At 44.5% G+C, this 14,417-nt stretch carries 14 protein-coding genes; 6 read left to right on the forward strand and 8 right to left on the reverse strand.

What is annotated here, in order from left to right:
- Nucleotides 1-4: 4 nt before the first annotated feature.
- Both ACUXV2_RS16185 and ACUXV2_RS16190 read right to left on the reverse strand, forming a co-directional pair.
- Entirely contained in the window at nt 5-1,633 is a 1,629-nt protein-coding gene (locus tag ACUXV2_RS16185) for a potassium/proton antiporter (RefSeq protein WP_446244179.1), read from the reverse strand.
- Nucleotides 1,634-1,948: 315 nt separating this feature from the next.
- Entirely contained in the window at nt 1,949-2,866 is a 918-nt protein-coding gene (locus ACUXV2_RS16190) for a proline dehydrogenase family protein (RefSeq protein ID WP_446244180.1), read from the reverse strand.
- 296 nt (nt 2,867-3,162) lie between these two features.
- Between ACUXV2_RS16190 and ACUXV2_RS16195 the strand changes: the two genes are divergently transcribed.
- Together ACUXV2_RS16195 and ACUXV2_RS16200 are read left to right on the forward strand one after the other, a co-directional pair.
- Entirely contained in the window at nt 3,163-3,426 is a 264-nt protein-coding gene (locus tag ACUXV2_RS16195) for a hypothetical protein (RefSeq protein WP_446244181.1), read from the forward strand.
- A 16-nt stretch (nt 3,427-3,442) separates the two neighbouring features.
- A complete protein-coding gene (locus ACUXV2_RS16200; RefSeq protein ID WP_446244182.1) occupies nt 3,443-3,802 on the forward strand; it encodes a spore coat protein in 360 nt (119 codons plus the stop codon).
- Nucleotides 3,803-4,244: 442 nt separating this feature from the next.
- Here ACUXV2_RS16200 and ACUXV2_RS16205 read toward each other — a convergent pair whose 3' ends face one another.
- From ACUXV2_RS16205 to ACUXV2_RS16225, 5 genes are read right to left on the reverse strand one after another with little or no spacing between them, the layout of a single operon-like run.
- Nucleotides 4,245-4,508, reverse strand: a complete 264-nt coding sequence (locus ACUXV2_RS16205) for a DUF2573 family protein (protein ID WP_446244183.1) — start codon at nt 4,506-4,508, stop codon at nt 4,245-4,247.
- Between the two features lie 17 nt (nt 4,509-4,525).
- Nucleotides 4,526-5,308: an IucA/IucC family C-terminal-domain containing protein gene (locus tag ACUXV2_RS16210; protein WP_446244184.1), complete on the reverse strand. Its 783-nt coding sequence runs from the start codon at nt 5,306-5,308 to the stop codon at nt 4,526-4,528.
- Nucleotides 5,305-6,120 (reverse strand): ABC transporter ATP-binding protein, encoded by an 816-nt coding sequence (locus ACUXV2_RS16215; protein ID WP_446244185.1) that lies wholly within the window; start codon nt 6,118-6,120, stop codon nt 5,305-5,307. The genes ACUXV2_RS16210 and ACUXV2_RS16215 overlap by 4 nt, the downstream gene beginning before the upstream one ends.
- 15 nt (nt 6,121-6,135) lie before the next feature.
- Nucleotides 6,136-7,191: a FecCD family ABC transporter permease gene (locus ACUXV2_RS16220; protein ID WP_446244186.1), complete on the reverse strand. Its 1,056-nt coding sequence runs from the start codon at nt 7,189-7,191 to the stop codon at nt 6,136-6,138.
- A gap of 1 nt (nt 7,192) precedes the next feature.
- On the reverse strand, nt 7,193-8,182 hold the full coding sequence (locus ACUXV2_RS16225) for a FecCD family ABC transporter permease (protein WP_446244187.1): 990 nt from the start codon (nt 8,180-8,182) through the stop codon (nt 7,193-7,195).
- Between the two features lie 191 nt (nt 8,183-8,373).
- Between ACUXV2_RS16225 and ACUXV2_RS16230 the strand changes: the two genes are divergently transcribed.
- The 4 genes from ACUXV2_RS16230 (at nt 8,374) to ACUXV2_RS16245 (ending at nt 13,236) form a co-directional block, all read left to right on the forward strand.
- Entirely contained in the window at nt 8,374-9,336 is a 963-nt protein-coding gene (locus tag ACUXV2_RS16230; RefSeq protein WP_446244188.1) for an ABC transporter substrate-binding protein, read from the forward strand.
- Between the two features lie 200 nt (nt 9,337-9,536).
- The gene (locus ACUXV2_RS16235; RefSeq protein ID WP_446244189.1) at nt 9,537-11,039 is read left to right on the forward strand and encodes a spore germination protein; all 1,503 of its coding nucleotides are present in this window, start codon (nt 9,537-9,539) and stop codon (nt 11,037-11,039) included.
- Complete coding sequence (locus tag ACUXV2_RS16240) at nt 11,036-12,142, forward strand: GerAB/ArcD/ProY family transporter (RefSeq protein ID WP_446244190.1); 1,107 nt, start codon at nt 11,036-11,038, stop codon at nt 12,140-12,142. Before ACUXV2_RS16235 ends, ACUXV2_RS16240 begins: the two co-directional genes overlap by 4 nt.
- A complete protein-coding gene (locus ACUXV2_RS16245; RefSeq protein WP_446244191.1) occupies nt 12,139-13,236 on the forward strand; it encodes a Ger(x)C family spore germination protein in 1,098 nt (365 codons plus the stop codon). The genes ACUXV2_RS16240 and ACUXV2_RS16245 overlap by 4 nt, the downstream gene beginning before the upstream one ends.
- Before the next feature lie 83 nt (nt 13,237-13,319).
- Here the strand turns inward: ACUXV2_RS16245 and ACUXV2_RS16250 are convergent, their stop codons facing one another.
- Nucleotides 13,320-14,363 carry an oxidoreductase gene (locus ACUXV2_RS16250; protein WP_446244192.1) on the reverse strand — a complete coding sequence of 348 codons (1,044 nt, stop codon included), beginning with the start codon at nt 14,361-14,363 and terminating at the stop codon, nt 13,320-13,322.
- Between the last annotated feature and the right edge of the window lie 54 nt (nt 14,364-14,417).

The following is a 14,417-nucleotide window of genomic DNA, read 5'->3' on the forward strand; positions in this document are numbered from 1 at the left end:
TATGTTAAGTTTTTCTTTCATTTTGGGTGTCTGCCTCAGCTGATCCGGATCCAGACTCAGGCTGGACATGTTCATGAGCAGAATCTTCTTCTAGCTTTTTATCATCCTCATGTTGATAGGATGAATCTTCAGGCTTCTCATTGCCTTCTTGTTTATGCGTTGATACAGGTTCGGTTTCTTCAGATTCTTTCTTGGCATTGAGCAATTGTTTGATATGTTTCCGCTGGCTCTTATTAGCAAGTACATATAAGGTATCCTCGGCCTTTATGACCGTATCCCCTGTCGGCGTCAGTAGATCATTTTCCCGGATGACCGCTGAAATCAACGTCTTTTTCGGCAGGTCGATATCCTTGATTGCCTTCCCGGAGATATAAGCTTCCTGGTTGATATGAACTTCAATCATTTCATTATTGGTCTTTCCGATGCTGACCAGCTCGAGCGTGTGTGCGAGCGGTGGTCTATCTTTACCGGCAAGTTTTAAGTAGTTGGCCAAAGGGGTGATCGTCGTACCCTGAACAAGAGCGGATAACAGGACGACGAAAAATACAACATTAAAGATGATTTCACTGTTTTCCAGGTTTGCCACCATCGGAAACGTTGCAAGTACAATCGGTACCGCCCCTTTCAGCCCTGCCCATGAAATAAAGAATTTCTCCTTTACATTGAAGCTCTTATCAAAAGCAAGACTGATATAGACTCCCAAAGGTCTTGCAATAAATATGAGGAGAAAGGACAACAGGATCCCCTGTAGAGCGATTCCTGGAAGGTGCTGCGGGAACACGAGCAATCCGAGCAGGATGAACATGACAATCTGCAGCATCCAAGCGAAGCCTTCATTAAATTTGATGATCGAATGGCGGTAGGTTAATTCCTTGTTGCCGACAATGATGGCCATCACATAAACGGCAAGCAGCCCGCTGGCATCGATGATCGATGTCAGGGCGTACGTCAAAATAGCCAGTGAAACGGAGAGTACCGGATACAACCCGGACGAATCCAGGTTGATTTTGTTGATGATCCATACAGAAGCCATTCCGAATATTGCCCCGAGGACTAGACCCATGCCCATTTGCCAGAAAAAGCTTAAAACCAGATTGAAAGGATTCAAGTTAGGCAGCTGGATCAGCTGTAAAAAGGCAACCGTCAAAAAGATCGCCATCGGATCGTTACTACCCGATTCTGCCTCGAGGGTGGATGAAATTCTCGGTTTGATGTTTTTATTTCCCAATACAGAGAAAACGGCAGCAGCGTCTGTGGAACCTACAATCGCACCGAACAGCATCCCCTCAAGCCAGTTCAAGTCCAAAATGAACTTTGCTGCTGCCCCGATGGAAAGAGTCGTGATCAGGACCCCGATTGTAGCAAGTGAAAGGGCTGGCTTATAGACACCCTTCACATTGCTCCACTTCGTCTGGAGACCACCTTCGAACAAGATGATGATCAGGGCGATGGTTCCAATAAATTGTGTAATATGAGCGTTATCAAAGAAAAAGTATGTATTTAAGATCATTCCAACAGCGATGAAGAGAATTAGTGAGGGAACTCCCAAACGGGATGAAAACTTGGCAAAAATGACTCCAATAAGGAGCAGGAGGGCTAAAAGCATTGAAACATTTTCAATCGAAAAATCCATGTAATCGCCTCAAATAAAATAATGTGGTTACGGTGTCATTATACTATATTGTGAAAGTTGTAACAATTGATGTGACTTCTGAAGACAGTGTGCCTTGATTACCAAAGAGGCGGTTAAAGATGTGTCTGCCCAGTTAACAAAAAGACATGTTAAAGATGAGTCCGTACGGATTGAATTTTCTTCGATGTTCCGGGTATTTTCCATCAGCCTCCGGTTTTGGGATCATTGTTCGAAAACGTCCGACGACCGCTATAAAAAGTCTCCTTCATAGAAAAAACTTCACAGACATCCATCCGTGAAGTTTTGATTCTTACCTTATTTTTTTATAACGCCTTTCAGTACGAATGCCACATTCGCAGGGCGTTCAGCCAGACGTCTCATGAAATAGCCGTACCAGTCCGTGCCATACGGAACATATACGCGCATTTTGTAGCCTTCTTTCACAAGTTCGTGCTGACGCTCTACACAGATGCCAAAGAGCATCTGGAACTCGAACTGATCACGCGGGATATTATGTTCTTCAGCAAGCTTCTTTGTATATTCAATGATGTTATCATCATGAGTGGCGATGGCCGTGTAGTTACCATTTAACATATGCATCTTGATGATTTTCTTGAAGTTCTCATCAACATCTTTTTTATCAGGAAATGCAACTTTAGGTGACTCTTTATAAGCCCCTTTCACAAGACGCAGATTCGGGGAATACGCATTTAATTCTTCCATGTCCTTTTCTGTTCTATATAAATAGGCTTGAATGACAGTACCGATGTTGTCATATTCTGATTTCAGTGTCTTAAAGATTTCGAGCGTCTTGCCGCAGCGTGAATAATCCTCCATGTCGATGGTCACAAAGACACCATGTTTCTTTGCTTCATCCAGGATCATCCTCATATTCTTCGTCACGACATCTTCTTTAAGATCAAGTCCCATTGAAGTCATCTTGAGCGATAATTGAGATTGAAGTTTCTCTCTGCCGATTGCACGGACAGCTTCCACACATTCAAGGGCCATTTCATTGGCTTCCTCTACGTTATCGACAAACTCTCCCAAATAATCAATCGTTACGACAAGGTTCTGTTTATTCAATTCACGAATGACTTCGACCGCTTGCTCTATTGATGAACCGGCAACAAATCTGGCCGCCCCAAAACGTAGGCCATATTTCTTAGCCATCTTGGTAATCGGTTTGTTTTTAGAAAGGAATAAAAAGAAATTACGCATTGCTTGCTCCATGTTGCTACCTCCCTGAAAGAACATATATGTCATACTATGAAAACGTTTTCTTATTTGATAAAAAGAAAAGATTTCGAGTAGTATTCTGTTTACCAACATTTTATCACCATTTAAACGTTTTGAATATACTTTTGTTACTTTCTTAGTAGAATATTATCGAAATTTGTAAGTGGTGCATAACATGCATGAAATTAGGCAGAATAACGTTTGTTCAGGCCAGAAAATTGTATTTTTCTGGTTATAGCATTTAGGCTGATAGACCTACATTTTCAGCAATCATAAAGGAGGAACATAGGATGCAGCAACAACCTCAACAAGGCAGTCAGCAGCAGACGTATACGCAGCCGCCGCAAATGTTAACGACAAAGGATTCATTATACTTGAATGACATGCTTGCATGGAACTTGACCGCCATGAAGAAATGTCACTTTGCAGCTACTCATTGTCAGGATCAAGAAATAAAAGCAGAGCTCGATAAGTGCGGGCAAATGCATCAGAGGCATTACGAGCAATTATTGGCACATTTAAACACGTCGAATCCGAATCAGGGCATGATGTAGAAAGGAGAACAACCGCATGAATCAGCAAAATCAAAATCAACAAAAAATCCAAAATCCTCAGACACAAGTCCCGGCCACTCCCCAGATGAATGATCGTGACTTCATTACAGATGTATTGTCGCATGAAAAATACATGACCGCTTCTTATTGCACGGCACTTAATGAAGCAAGTCACCAGACGCTGTATCAAGACTTATTGACGATTTTCAACGAAACGCAAAACGCCCAGCGCGAGTTATATAATGAAATGTTCCGTAAAGGCTGGTACAAGCTTGAAGCTGCGGACAGCCAAAAAATCCAGCAGTCCTATCAGCAGCACCAGCAGTACTCTTCCCAGTTCCCATATGGGACAGGTGCAGGTGGGCAGCTTCAATAGTCTTTGATGGGTGGTCCCCTTTTGGGGATCGCTTTTTAAATTGTGGGAAATGGCTGTGGCTGGCTAAGTTTACTATTGAATTGGGTTGAATTCAGGCGGATTTTGAAGTGAAATTGACTCCTTTTTATAAAATACAGGCTGTCTTCCCCGCAGCATTCGGTGTATGTGTAAAATACGTGCCACTTTCCAGATATACAAGCCACTTTTTAAAAATACAGTCCACTTTTCAAATTTACGATCCATTTTTCATAAATACGATCCACTTTCCCCGTTTTTCAAGCAACTTGTCAAATTTTCTTTATTATAAAGGGGCCCCGCACTCGCACACCCATCCCCGGTACAATAGTCTATCCGCAGCTTCTGTCTGATATGAAGGGGGCCAAACCCACAAAAAAAAAGCACCCACTCACGGGTACTTTCTCCTCCAAAATGGCAAAGCCATCTATTCGTCCTTCTTCTTCCGGTTCACCTCTTCACGGTGAACTTCATTCAATTCCTTGATTTCACCGACGATTTTCTTCATTTCTTCTTTTCCGTCAGGATGCAGTGAGTTCCAATGCTTCACGAGTGCCGGCATATGTTTGGCAATGAACGTGTATAGCGCATATTGGGTCACCATCTCTTTTTTCTCAGGTGAAGTTTCGCCGATGAGAAGCTCGGTATATTTATCAAGCAGTGCGTCAAATTGTTTCGGAAATTCGCTCATGGATTAGAACCTCCCGTTTAGTTTGATTCGTGAACCATCCGCTTCACCTTACACGTCTGCGGGCAGGTTTTGCAGCGGAATTGTTCGCCATTCTCCAGTCGATAGGAAAAACAGCATGTCTTTCGCACCCTGATTTCGTCTTCCAAACCTTCCACCCGTTCTTTTTCAGTATAATATCTGTTCAATGGATTCTTATTATACATGCCGAACCAGTGACTGTTTTCGTCACTAAGTAACTGGGCGAAGTCTCTTTCTTTCCTATCGTGTATGGTCTTGCCGGTAACAAATGCATCGTTTTCATAAATCCAGAAAAGATAGACGGCTACATTTTCCCACAGGATGAGATTTGGAAGCTTGGCTGAATGTTTCAACACCCCTATGATTTTGTCAAGATGGTCAGAAAACAACGATTGGATAAAATCTTCTTTTTCAGAGGTTGAAGTAAATTCCCCAGCCTCATCGTCCTTCAGACAGACTTTCGGCAGCCAAAGCCCATTCTCATTCACGTGATCGACCAGCACCAGATTGTCCGGTGACAGATTTAGTTTCCTGTTCCAGAAGGTCGCGGCAAGCATCCCCAAAGCAGCGACAAACGCATAACGTTTCATAAAGAGGGATCCGGCCGTTTTCAAATCATGGGCTCCCATCAAGGAGAACCGGCCTTCCAGGTAACGGACCATTTCCCCTTCATCAAAAAGCAGCATTGCATCCGTCCCTCCCTCACTGGACGGATTCCACTTCTGAAAGCGGTACTGCTTCAACAGCGCCCATTGTTCATCTGTCAAAGAAGCAGGTTTCATACAGGTTCACCCACTTGCTTAAGAATGCATCTGCCTTTTCCGAATGGAATGCAAAGCGGTGTGCCGAATAACGGATCGCTTGTTACCTGACAGTCCATATCAAACACATTCTTCACCAGTTCACAGCTGATGATCGTTTCGGGTTTCCCCTGTGCATAGATTTTTCGGTCTCGGATGGCCACGATATTATGCGCGTAACGGCATGCAAGGTTCAAGTCATGGAGTACCATGACAATCGTCCGGTCTTCCTTTTCGTTTAATTCAAACAATAAATCGAGAATCTCGATTTGGTGAGTCATGTCCAGATAGGTAGTGGGCTCATCCAAAAGGATGATATCCGTATCCTGTGCAAGGGTGAGCGCGATCCACGCACGTTGGCGCTGTCCGCCTGACAGTTCATCGACTTTGCGGTGCTGCAGCTCTTCCATTTTCGTTGCTTTCAGTGCGTTCTGGACGATTTCTTCATCTTCATGGGACCATTGTTTCAGCCATGTCTGATGAGGGTATCTTCCCTGTTTTACCAATTGCAATACGGTCAGTCCTTCAGGAGCTGTCGGAGACTGAGGCAGGATGGCCATCTTACGGGCGACTTCCTTAGTGGAGAGTTTTGCGATGGCATCCCCTTCTAAAAGGACAGATCCCTGCTTCGGTTTCAATAAACGTGCGATGGAACGCAACAGCGTCGATTTCCCGCAGCCGTTCCCGCCGATGAATACGGTGATTTCTCCCTTTGGAATGTCAATATTCAGTTCATCGATGATCGTTCTCTCACCATAAGCAAGGGTCAAGTCTTTTGTTTGCAGCATGCTCATTTCGCGGCCAACTCCTTAAGAATTTCTCGTTTTAAATAGCAGATAGATAAAATATGGTGCACCGATTGCAGCGGTAAATACGCCCGCAGGAACCTCAAGAGGAAGGAACAGCGTACGGCCGATCAGGTCGGCGAGCATCACAAGGATCCCGCCGATGAAGGCAGAGGCCGGAAGCAAGGCTCCGTACGAAGAACCTACCATCCTTCTTGCCATATGAGGGGCCATCAAGCCGACAAAGCCGATGCCGCCTGCAAAAGAAACTGCCCCGCCAACTAATACCGTAGCCATCAGGAGAAGAAAGAACCGCTGCCGTTGAACATGTCCTCCCACTCCCTTGGCCAGCTCTTCCCCAAGTTCCTGGATATTCAATTGACGTGTGATAAAAAAGCTTATAAGAATGAACACGATACTCCAAGGCAAGAGAATCCCAACATCCTGCCAATCAGATCCATTCACTGTTCCCGTGATCCAGATATTTGCCTGGCTGGCCCTGTAGATAGGGCCCATGATCATCAGGAGTGTAGTCACTGCCTGCGTCAAGGCCGAAATCCCGATACCGATCAAGACAAGCCTGACAGGTGATACGCCTTTTTTCCATGCTAGAAAATAAACCAGAAATGCGACCACCGCAGCACCTATAAACGCCGCAACAGGCATCCATTGAATACTGACCGGCAGCGTACCATCTTCATTGCTGAAAATCGTCAAAAAGGCGACTACCGCAGCTCCCGCACCCCCGGTAATTCCGATGATATCCGGGGAAGCAAGCGGGTTTCTGATCATTCCCTGCAGAATACCGCCCGCTACAGCAAGTGCCATTCCTGCAAGGAGGGCGATGATGATCCGGGGCAGCCGGAAGGATTTCACGACCAGTTGTTCAAGACTGGTACCTCCGCCAAAAAAGACACTGACCACCTTCCACGGGGCAATCTTCATATCCCCTATTCCTGTACTCACGATCAATACAAGGAGCACCAGCAATCCCAGTATCGTCACTTTTTTTAAAGCAGACAAATCTATCAAAAAAGATATTTGATCTTTAAACCATCGTTTCCCTATGAATCTATTCATTTCAGAACCCCTTCCTGGCCACATACACAAAGAATGGAGCGCCGATGACAGCGGTCATCACTCCTACAGGCACCTCTTGGGGCATGATGATGTAGCGGGCAGCGATATCAGCTGTCAGCAGAAGGACCGCGCCAAGTAAGCCTGCATAAGGAATGAGCCACTTGTGATCTACACCGATCACCTTCCTGGCCAGATGGGGGATGACAATTCCGATGAATCCAATCGGACCTGCAATCGCGACAGAACCGCCTGCCAGCAGGACGACGATCAACAGCGCAAGAAACTTGATAAGGTTGGTCTTCAACCCCAAGCCTTTGGCTACATCTTCACCCATTGCTAATATATTCATTTTGCCAGCGAGTATGAGGGCCCCGACCCAGCCTATGAGGATGTATGGGAAAACCCCTGCTAAAATATCCAGGCTTCTTCCCTGTACAGATCCAGCAAGCCAGAATAACACTTGTTCGAGCGCCGATTCATTCAGTACAAGCAGCCCTTGTGTAAAGGATGAAAACATGGCCGTTATCGCGGCTCCTGCAAGTGTCAGCTTCATCGGTGTCAGTCCATTATTACCGGCAGCGCTGATGGCATATACGCCAAAAGCGGCAATCCCGGCTCCCAGGAAGGAAAGCCATGTGAAGGTCTGAAGATCCGATACTCCAAACAATGTCACAGCCACTACCACCATGAACCCGCCGCCGGCATTGATCCCGAATATACCAGGTGATGCAAGCGGATTCTTCGTCAGTGTCTGCATGAGGACACCCGAAATGGCGAGTGATGCACCTACAACGGCTGCGATCAGCGCCCTTGGCAGGCGTATCGTCTGCAGCACCAGGTGTTCGGTCGACTGGGTAGGATTCGTAAACGCATCGATTGCTGTTCTCCATGATGTATCAGTGTATCCATAGACGATGCTCATCCCGATACACAATATAAGGAACAAGGTCGTCCCTAAAAATAAGATGAATTGTTTTTGCGTTTTAATCATATGTTTACCTTTCCGGTTACTAATAAATGATTTCCTTCTATTACTTATTTTAGAGAAGATTGATATTGTCGTCAATGACTTTGAAAATCATTATCAATTAGATATTGACAATGAAAACCTTCTCATCTATCATTAAGCTTGTGAATGATAATCATTATCAATCAAAACATATATTGGGAGGATTCATACATATGAAATTAAGAAGTTTACTATCTTTACTACTGATTGCTTCTCTTCTTTTCCTTGCAGCCTGTGGTAATAAAGAGGAAGAAAAAGATACATCAGCAAGTAAAGATGACGAGAAAAAAGAAACGTATACTGTGGAACATGCAATGGGTACAACTGAAATTGAAGGAACACCTGAAAAGGTAGTCATCCTTACAAACGAAGGAACCGAAGCTCTGCTTGAATTGGGCGTCACTCCTGTAGGAGCCGTTCAATCGTGGACTGGAGACCCTTGGTATGATCACATCGCTGACGACATGAAAGATGTTGAAGTGGTTGGTACTGAAAGTGAATTGAACATCGAAGCGATCGCCAAGCTTCAGCCGGATCTTATCATCGGAACGAAGCTTCGTCAGGAAGAGCAATACAACCAATTAAAAGAAATTGCTCCAACGGTCATGTCTGAAACACTTAAAGGCAACTGGAAAGAAAACTTCGAACTATATTCAAAAGCATTGAATAAAGAAGAAAAAGGAAAAGAAGTCATCGCTGAATATGATCAGCGCATCGAAGACTTAAAAGGTAATTTAGGTGATAAACTGAACCAGGAAGTATCAATGGTCCGCTTCCTTGCAGGCGACGTCCGTATCTACCATAAAGATTCGTTCTCAGGCGTCATCCTTGAACAACTAGGGTTTGCCCGCCCCGAAGGTCAGGATGTAGATGACTTTGCTGAAAAAGGTGTAACAAAAGAACGCATCCCTGCCATGGATGGAGATGTCCTCTTCTACTTCACATATGAAACGGGAGACGGTGAAGCGAACAAACTGGCAGAAGAATGGATCAATGATCCTCTATTCAAGAATCTTGAAGCTGCTAAAGCAGGTAACGTTCACGAAGTAAGTGATGCCATTTGGAACACTGCAGGCGGCGTCATTGCAGCGAACAAAATGCTTGATGATATTGAAGAATTTTTCTTGGAGCAATAAGCAAGATAAAGATCAGGGATGATTCCCTGGTCTTTTTTTATTTGCTCTGTCTTGCACGGAAATCAACTGCGTTGATGAAAGAGCCTCTTACAAAAAACAATCGATCCCCTTCACTTTTTACCACCTCTCCTCAAACTTTCATAATTCTCCCTCTTTAGGAAACACTACAAAATACATCACACTGAACATGAGGGATTCGTATGTTTTCATTCTTTAAAAATAAGAATTCGAGTAAAACAAAAAAGAAACAGACGTATGAAAGTATCAAATCAGAGATGGAAAAATCGGCTGATTATAAAATGGCCTTTTACCAAAATCCCTTTACCGGAGTGAAGTTCAGCCTTCACTTTATCACCACTCTGATTGACGGAAAAATTCTGCAGGAGGATGTGCTTCCCTCCTTGCTATCCAAGGACTTCAATGATTTTGAGGACCTTAAGACCCTAGTGCCGATTGTCGATATACAAATTTCAACGGATGAATCCATGATTGAACAGAAATTATTTAATGGATACTCCATGTTGACGATGGATGCTTCGAATCGTAAGTTCGCTTTCATCGCCACCAAGAATGAAATGGGCCGTAAAGTGTCTCAGCCGGAAGTGGAATTCAGCGTCGTCGGTCCAAAAGAGGCGTTTGTTGAGTCTTTGAGCGATAATTTAAACCTTTTGCGAAAACGGATCCCTATCAAGGAACTGACTGTGGAAGAATTCAATGTCGGTTCCATTACACATACAAGAGTCGCCCTTCTCTACTTGGATGGTTTGACAGATGAAGCGAATGTGAATACGATGCGTCAGCGTCTGCAGGATATAAACTTTGATCAGGTCATGGATTCCTCCTTTGTCGAACAACTGATTGCAGATAACAGTATTTCACCTTTTCCTCAGCTGCTCGATTCCGAACGCCCTGACCGGGTAGCTTCTGTATTGATTGAAGGAAAAGTTGCCGTAATGGTGGACGGTTCACCCCATGCGTTGATTGGACCGACCACATTGGTTGAGTTCTTTAGTGCATATGAGGACTATTTCCTGAATTTCATTGTAGCTTCTTTTTTCAGATTGGTACGAGTATTCGCTGTTGCATTCTCCATTTTAATCACACCCATATATGTGGCAGCACTCACCTATCATTATGAATTGATTCCTAAAGACCTGATGGCCACACTCGTAACGTCCCGTCAGGAAATCCCTTTGCCTCCGATTCTGGAAGCACTGTTTCTTGAATTGACAATTGAGCTGTTACGCGAGGCGGGTGCAAGGCTGCCGACGAAAGTAGGTCAGACAATCGGTATCGTGGGAGGTATCGTTATCGGGACGGCTTCCGTCGAAGCCGGTCTGACAAGTAACGTACTGCTCATTCTTGTTGCTCTTGCCGCCCTTGCTTCGTTTACGACACCGGTCTACAGAATGGGTAATACGATTCGTATCCTGCGTTTTCCATTCCTGCTGCTTGCACAGCTTTGGGGGTTGCTTGGAATCGTCTTCTGTTTCTGTTTACTGATGGGGCATCTATTAAGACTCACATCATTGGGACGGCCTTTCCTGTCGCCTTTATATCCTCCGCGCATGAAGGATTTAAAGGATGCACTCATCCGATTCCCATTTTATAAGCAAGCAGCCCGTCCTCAATACCTTCGGACGAATAAGAATGTCCGCTTCAGTTCTCAGGAAGGGAAGAAAAAGCTGGATATTGATGAATGAATAGAGGTGAAATGATGCAAGCGATTCCTGAAAGAAGAAAAGTCAGTCCATTTTTGGTTTTCTTTCTCATCCACTCCATTCAAGTCGGGGGAGGCGTCCTGGGATTTCAACGAATCATCGCCATGAATGCCGGTTACGATGGATGGATTTCTGTTATCCTTGCCGGAATACTCACGCATATTTTGGTATTCATCATGTATAAATTGCTGGATAAAAGCGGAGGAGATCTTGTATCAGCTCACACTCTGGCATTTGGCAAGTGGATTGGAAAAATATTTGACAGTGTTTTCGTCCTATATTTCAGTCTGCTAGTGATCACCATTTTAAGAACGTACATCGAGGTCCTCCAAGTATGGATGTACCCAAGGTTGAGCACGTTCATCTTTTCACTGTCTTTTTTTATTCTTTGCTATTATTTTGTCAGCGGCGGGGTTCGAAATATAGCGGGAACGGCCTTCTTCGGCACCATTTTGCCAAGCTATCTGCTGCTTTCGTTTGCTTTTACCTTCCCGTTCTCCGACTACAGGAATATCCTTCCTGTCTTCGACCATTCGTTAAAAGACATTTTAATCTCAACGAAGAACATGTCCCTTACTTATTTAGGTTACGAATGTATCCTTCTGTTTTACCCTTTTGTGAAGAATGCCAAGAGTTCACAAAAGTATGCTCATTGGGCATTATTCACCACCACAACCGTCTATACAATCATTGCCCTCATCTCTTTTGCTTTCTTCAGCCAGAAGCAGCTTGAAAAAACGGTCTGGGCCACTCTATCCATGTGGAAAATTGTTGAAATGCCTTTTGTGGAACGTTTTGAATATATCGGGATTGCGAATTGGTGTCTTGTCATCCTCCCAAACGTATGTATCACGCTTTGGTGTGCGAGCAGGATTTTGAAACGGATGACCCCCCTTAAGCACCGTCAGTCTCTGGTCATCATCATTCTGATATGTCTAAGCACACTTACCCTTTTCACGAACCGACAGCAGGTAAACGTACTGAATGATATAACTGGCCAGATCGGGTTTTATATCAATTACATTTACATTCCGCTTCTTTTGGTGATTGTCATAATAATGAAGAAGGTGAGAAACAAATCATGAAAAAGATTCTTATCTATGGGATGATGATTCTTTCCTTGCTGACTTCGGGTTGTGTGGAAAGAGAGATTCTGGATGACTTGTATATTGAGACAGGGAAAGGCTATGACGTCGGAGAAGAAGATTCAATCAGGGGGACTGCCATGTTTCCCATTTATGAGCCAGATAAATCAATTGAAAATATGACTCTTTCTGCTGAAGCTTCTTCCACGAGGGAAGTTCTCGAAACTCTATCAAGAATGTCTCAGCAGCCCCTTGTCAGGGGCGGACTGGATGCGGTTGTCATCGGGGAGGAACTGGCGAAAAGAGGTGTAATCGATATTGCTGATTCGCTACAGAGGGATCCGAGCATCGGCGCAAGGGTGTATATGATGGTCAGCAGAGGGGAAGCAAAGGAAATTCTCGAAGGGCATTATGGTATCAGGGGAAACGGGATGTATATCTCCAATCTGCTGAAACAGAACATAAAAAGAAGGGAATTGCCTGAAACGAACCTGCACATGTTCCTTTTTGATTATTATCAGGATGGACAGACACCCTATCTGCCGATCGTGCGGAAAATTTCAGATAATACTCTGAAAGTGGATGGTGTCGCACTGTTTCACAATGACAAAATGGTGGATACCATACCGGCAGAAGACATGTTCTTCTTCAAGGTACTGGTGGATAAAGTCTCGGAAGGCAGCCATGTCGTAAGACTTGATACGAAGAAAAAGAAAAGCGATCAAAAAGTGGAAGCTTCCATAACCAGTCTTAAATCGAAACACAACATTAAAGTCACGTACAAAAAAAATCCAGTTAAGGTCAACATAAAAATTACGGTTAGAGGCATCATCAAAGAGTATACCGGGGATAAATTGACTCCAAAGATCATAACGGATATTGAAAAGACGATGCAAAAGGATATTGAAGAGAAAGCAATGCAAATGCTTACTAAATTTCAAAAAGAAGGACTCGACCCGGTCGGTATCGGGCAGATACAAAAACATGGGGTAAGGGGATTTGATATTAAAGAGTGGGAAAGCACTCTCTATCCAAATGTGCAATTCACTGTTGAACCTGATGTAAGAATTGTCGAAGGCGGTACGGTGGAGTAAAGCTCATTCCATAAAAAAAGAGAAGTGCAGGTAAACCGCGCTTCTCTTTTTCCATCTATTGTGATGACGATTCGCAGATCAATCTATATCTCACAATAAATAACCTTTTTCTCCTTGGCACTTTCCTTACAGGCCTCAATGATGCGGATCACATCCAGAGCCTCCACTGCGCTCACTGGAGATGGCCCGTTGTTCCTTATGGCTTCATGGACCCCTTGGTAGTATTGAGTATAATCCCCTTTTTCAGAAGGAAGCTTAGCGGTCATTATCTCTTCCCCATCCATAAGGGTCAATGTTCCCCAGTACTCCTCATCTTCTTTGCCCCATGTATCTGAATAAGGATCAAGGCCATCTTTCAGGTCAGCTTCCTGACGATCCATTCCGTATTTTACAAAGCTTCCGTTCCGGCCGTGAACCTGATAGCGCGGCCCCGGCTCCAATACCATCGAACGGGAATATAGACCGACTCGGGCTGTTTCATATCCGAACGTAATCTGGAAATAATCCTCTGCTTTTTGGGGATCGCGCTGTGAGAAGACATCCGCAAACACCCATCGCGGTTTCCCGAACAGAGTCAATGCCTGGTCGATCAAATGTGCGCCGAGGTCATATAACACCCCTCCGCCTTCAATTTTGTTTTCCTTCCAGCGATCCTTTACGTTCGGACGGTAACGGTCAAAGTGTGCTTCATAAGTGGTGATATCACCAAGCTGTCTGTTTTCCATCAGCTTCTGGATCGTTAAGAAGTCGGCATCCCAGCGGCGGTTATGGAAGACAGACAGCAGGAGGCCTTTTTCTTCGGCAAGCTGTATCAGCTCTTCTCCTTCCCTGCTCTTTGTGACGAATGGCTTTTCCACCACCACATGCTTCCCGGCTGTGAGTGACTGCCTGATCATGTCATAGTGCAGATGATTCGGCGTGGTGATGACCACAAGTTCAATGTCCTCCCGAAGCAGTTCATCCAATGTCGGCACCACATTGACGCCTTCCAGGTCTTCCTGTACTTTTTCTTTGTTTGAAGACATAACCGTATGTATTTTATAGTATTTGGAATGCTGCAGCAGCGGGCGATGAAAGCTTTGGCCCGAAAATCCGTACCCTGCCAATCCTACGCTGATTGGTTTCATGTTATCACCTGTTTCCCTTAGAATGTATTCCTATACTATCATGTTCTCGTGATG

It is taken from the genome of Rossellomorea sp. NS-SX7, assembly GCF_052828565.1.

Bases quoted from the DNA above. Each gene is read 5' to 3' on its own strand.
- ACUXV2_RS16185 (WP_446244179.1), bottom strand. From the start codon at position 1,633: ATGGATTTTTCGATTGAAAATGTTTCAATGCTTTTAGCCCTCCTGCTC.
- ACUXV2_RS16190 (WP_446244180.1), bottom strand. From the start codon at position 2,866: ATGGAGCAAGCAATGCGTAATTTCTTTTTATTCCTTTCTAAAAACAAA.
- ACUXV2_RS16195 (WP_446244181.1), top strand. From the start codon at position 3,163: ATGCAGCAACAACCTCAACAAGGCAGTCAGCAGCAGACGTATACGCAG.
- ACUXV2_RS16200 (WP_446244182.1), top strand. From the start codon at position 3,443: ATGAATCAGCAAAATCAAAATCAACAAAAAATCCAAAATCCTCAGACA.
- ACUXV2_RS16205 (WP_446244183.1), bottom strand. From the start codon at position 4,508: ATGAGCGAATTTCCGAAACAATTTGACGCACTGCTTGATAAATATACC.
- ACUXV2_RS16210 (WP_446244184.1), bottom strand. From the start codon at position 5,308: ATGAAACCTGCTTCTTTGACAGATGAACAATGGGCGCTGTTGAAGCAG.
- ACUXV2_RS16215 (WP_446244185.1), bottom strand. From the start codon at position 6,120: ATGAGCATGCTGCAAACAAAAGACTTGACCCTTGCTTATGGTGAGAGA.
- ACUXV2_RS16220 (WP_446244186.1), bottom strand. From the start codon at position 7,191: ATGAATAGATTCATAGGGAAACGATGGTTTAAAGATCAAATATCTTTT.
- ACUXV2_RS16225 (WP_446244187.1), bottom strand. From the start codon at position 8,182: ATGATTAAAACGCAAAAACAATTCATCTTATTTTTAGGGACGACCTTG.
- ACUXV2_RS16230 (WP_446244188.1), top strand. From the start codon at position 8,374: ATGAAATTAAGAAGTTTACTATCTTTACTACTGATTGCTTCTCTTCTT.
- ACUXV2_RS16235 (WP_446244189.1), top strand. From the start codon at position 9,537: ATGTTTTCATTCTTTAAAAATAAGAATTCGAGTAAAACAAAAAAGAAA.
- ACUXV2_RS16240 (WP_446244190.1), top strand. From the start codon at position 11,036: ATGAATAGAGGTGAAATGATGCAAGCGATTCCTGAAAGAAGAAAAGTC.
- ACUXV2_RS16245 (WP_446244191.1), top strand. From the start codon at position 12,139: ATGAAAAAGATTCTTATCTATGGGATGATGATTCTTTCCTTGCTGACT.
- ACUXV2_RS16250 (WP_446244192.1), bottom strand. From the start codon at position 14,363: ATGAAACCAATCAGCGTAGGATTGGCAGGGTACGGATTTTCGGGCCAA.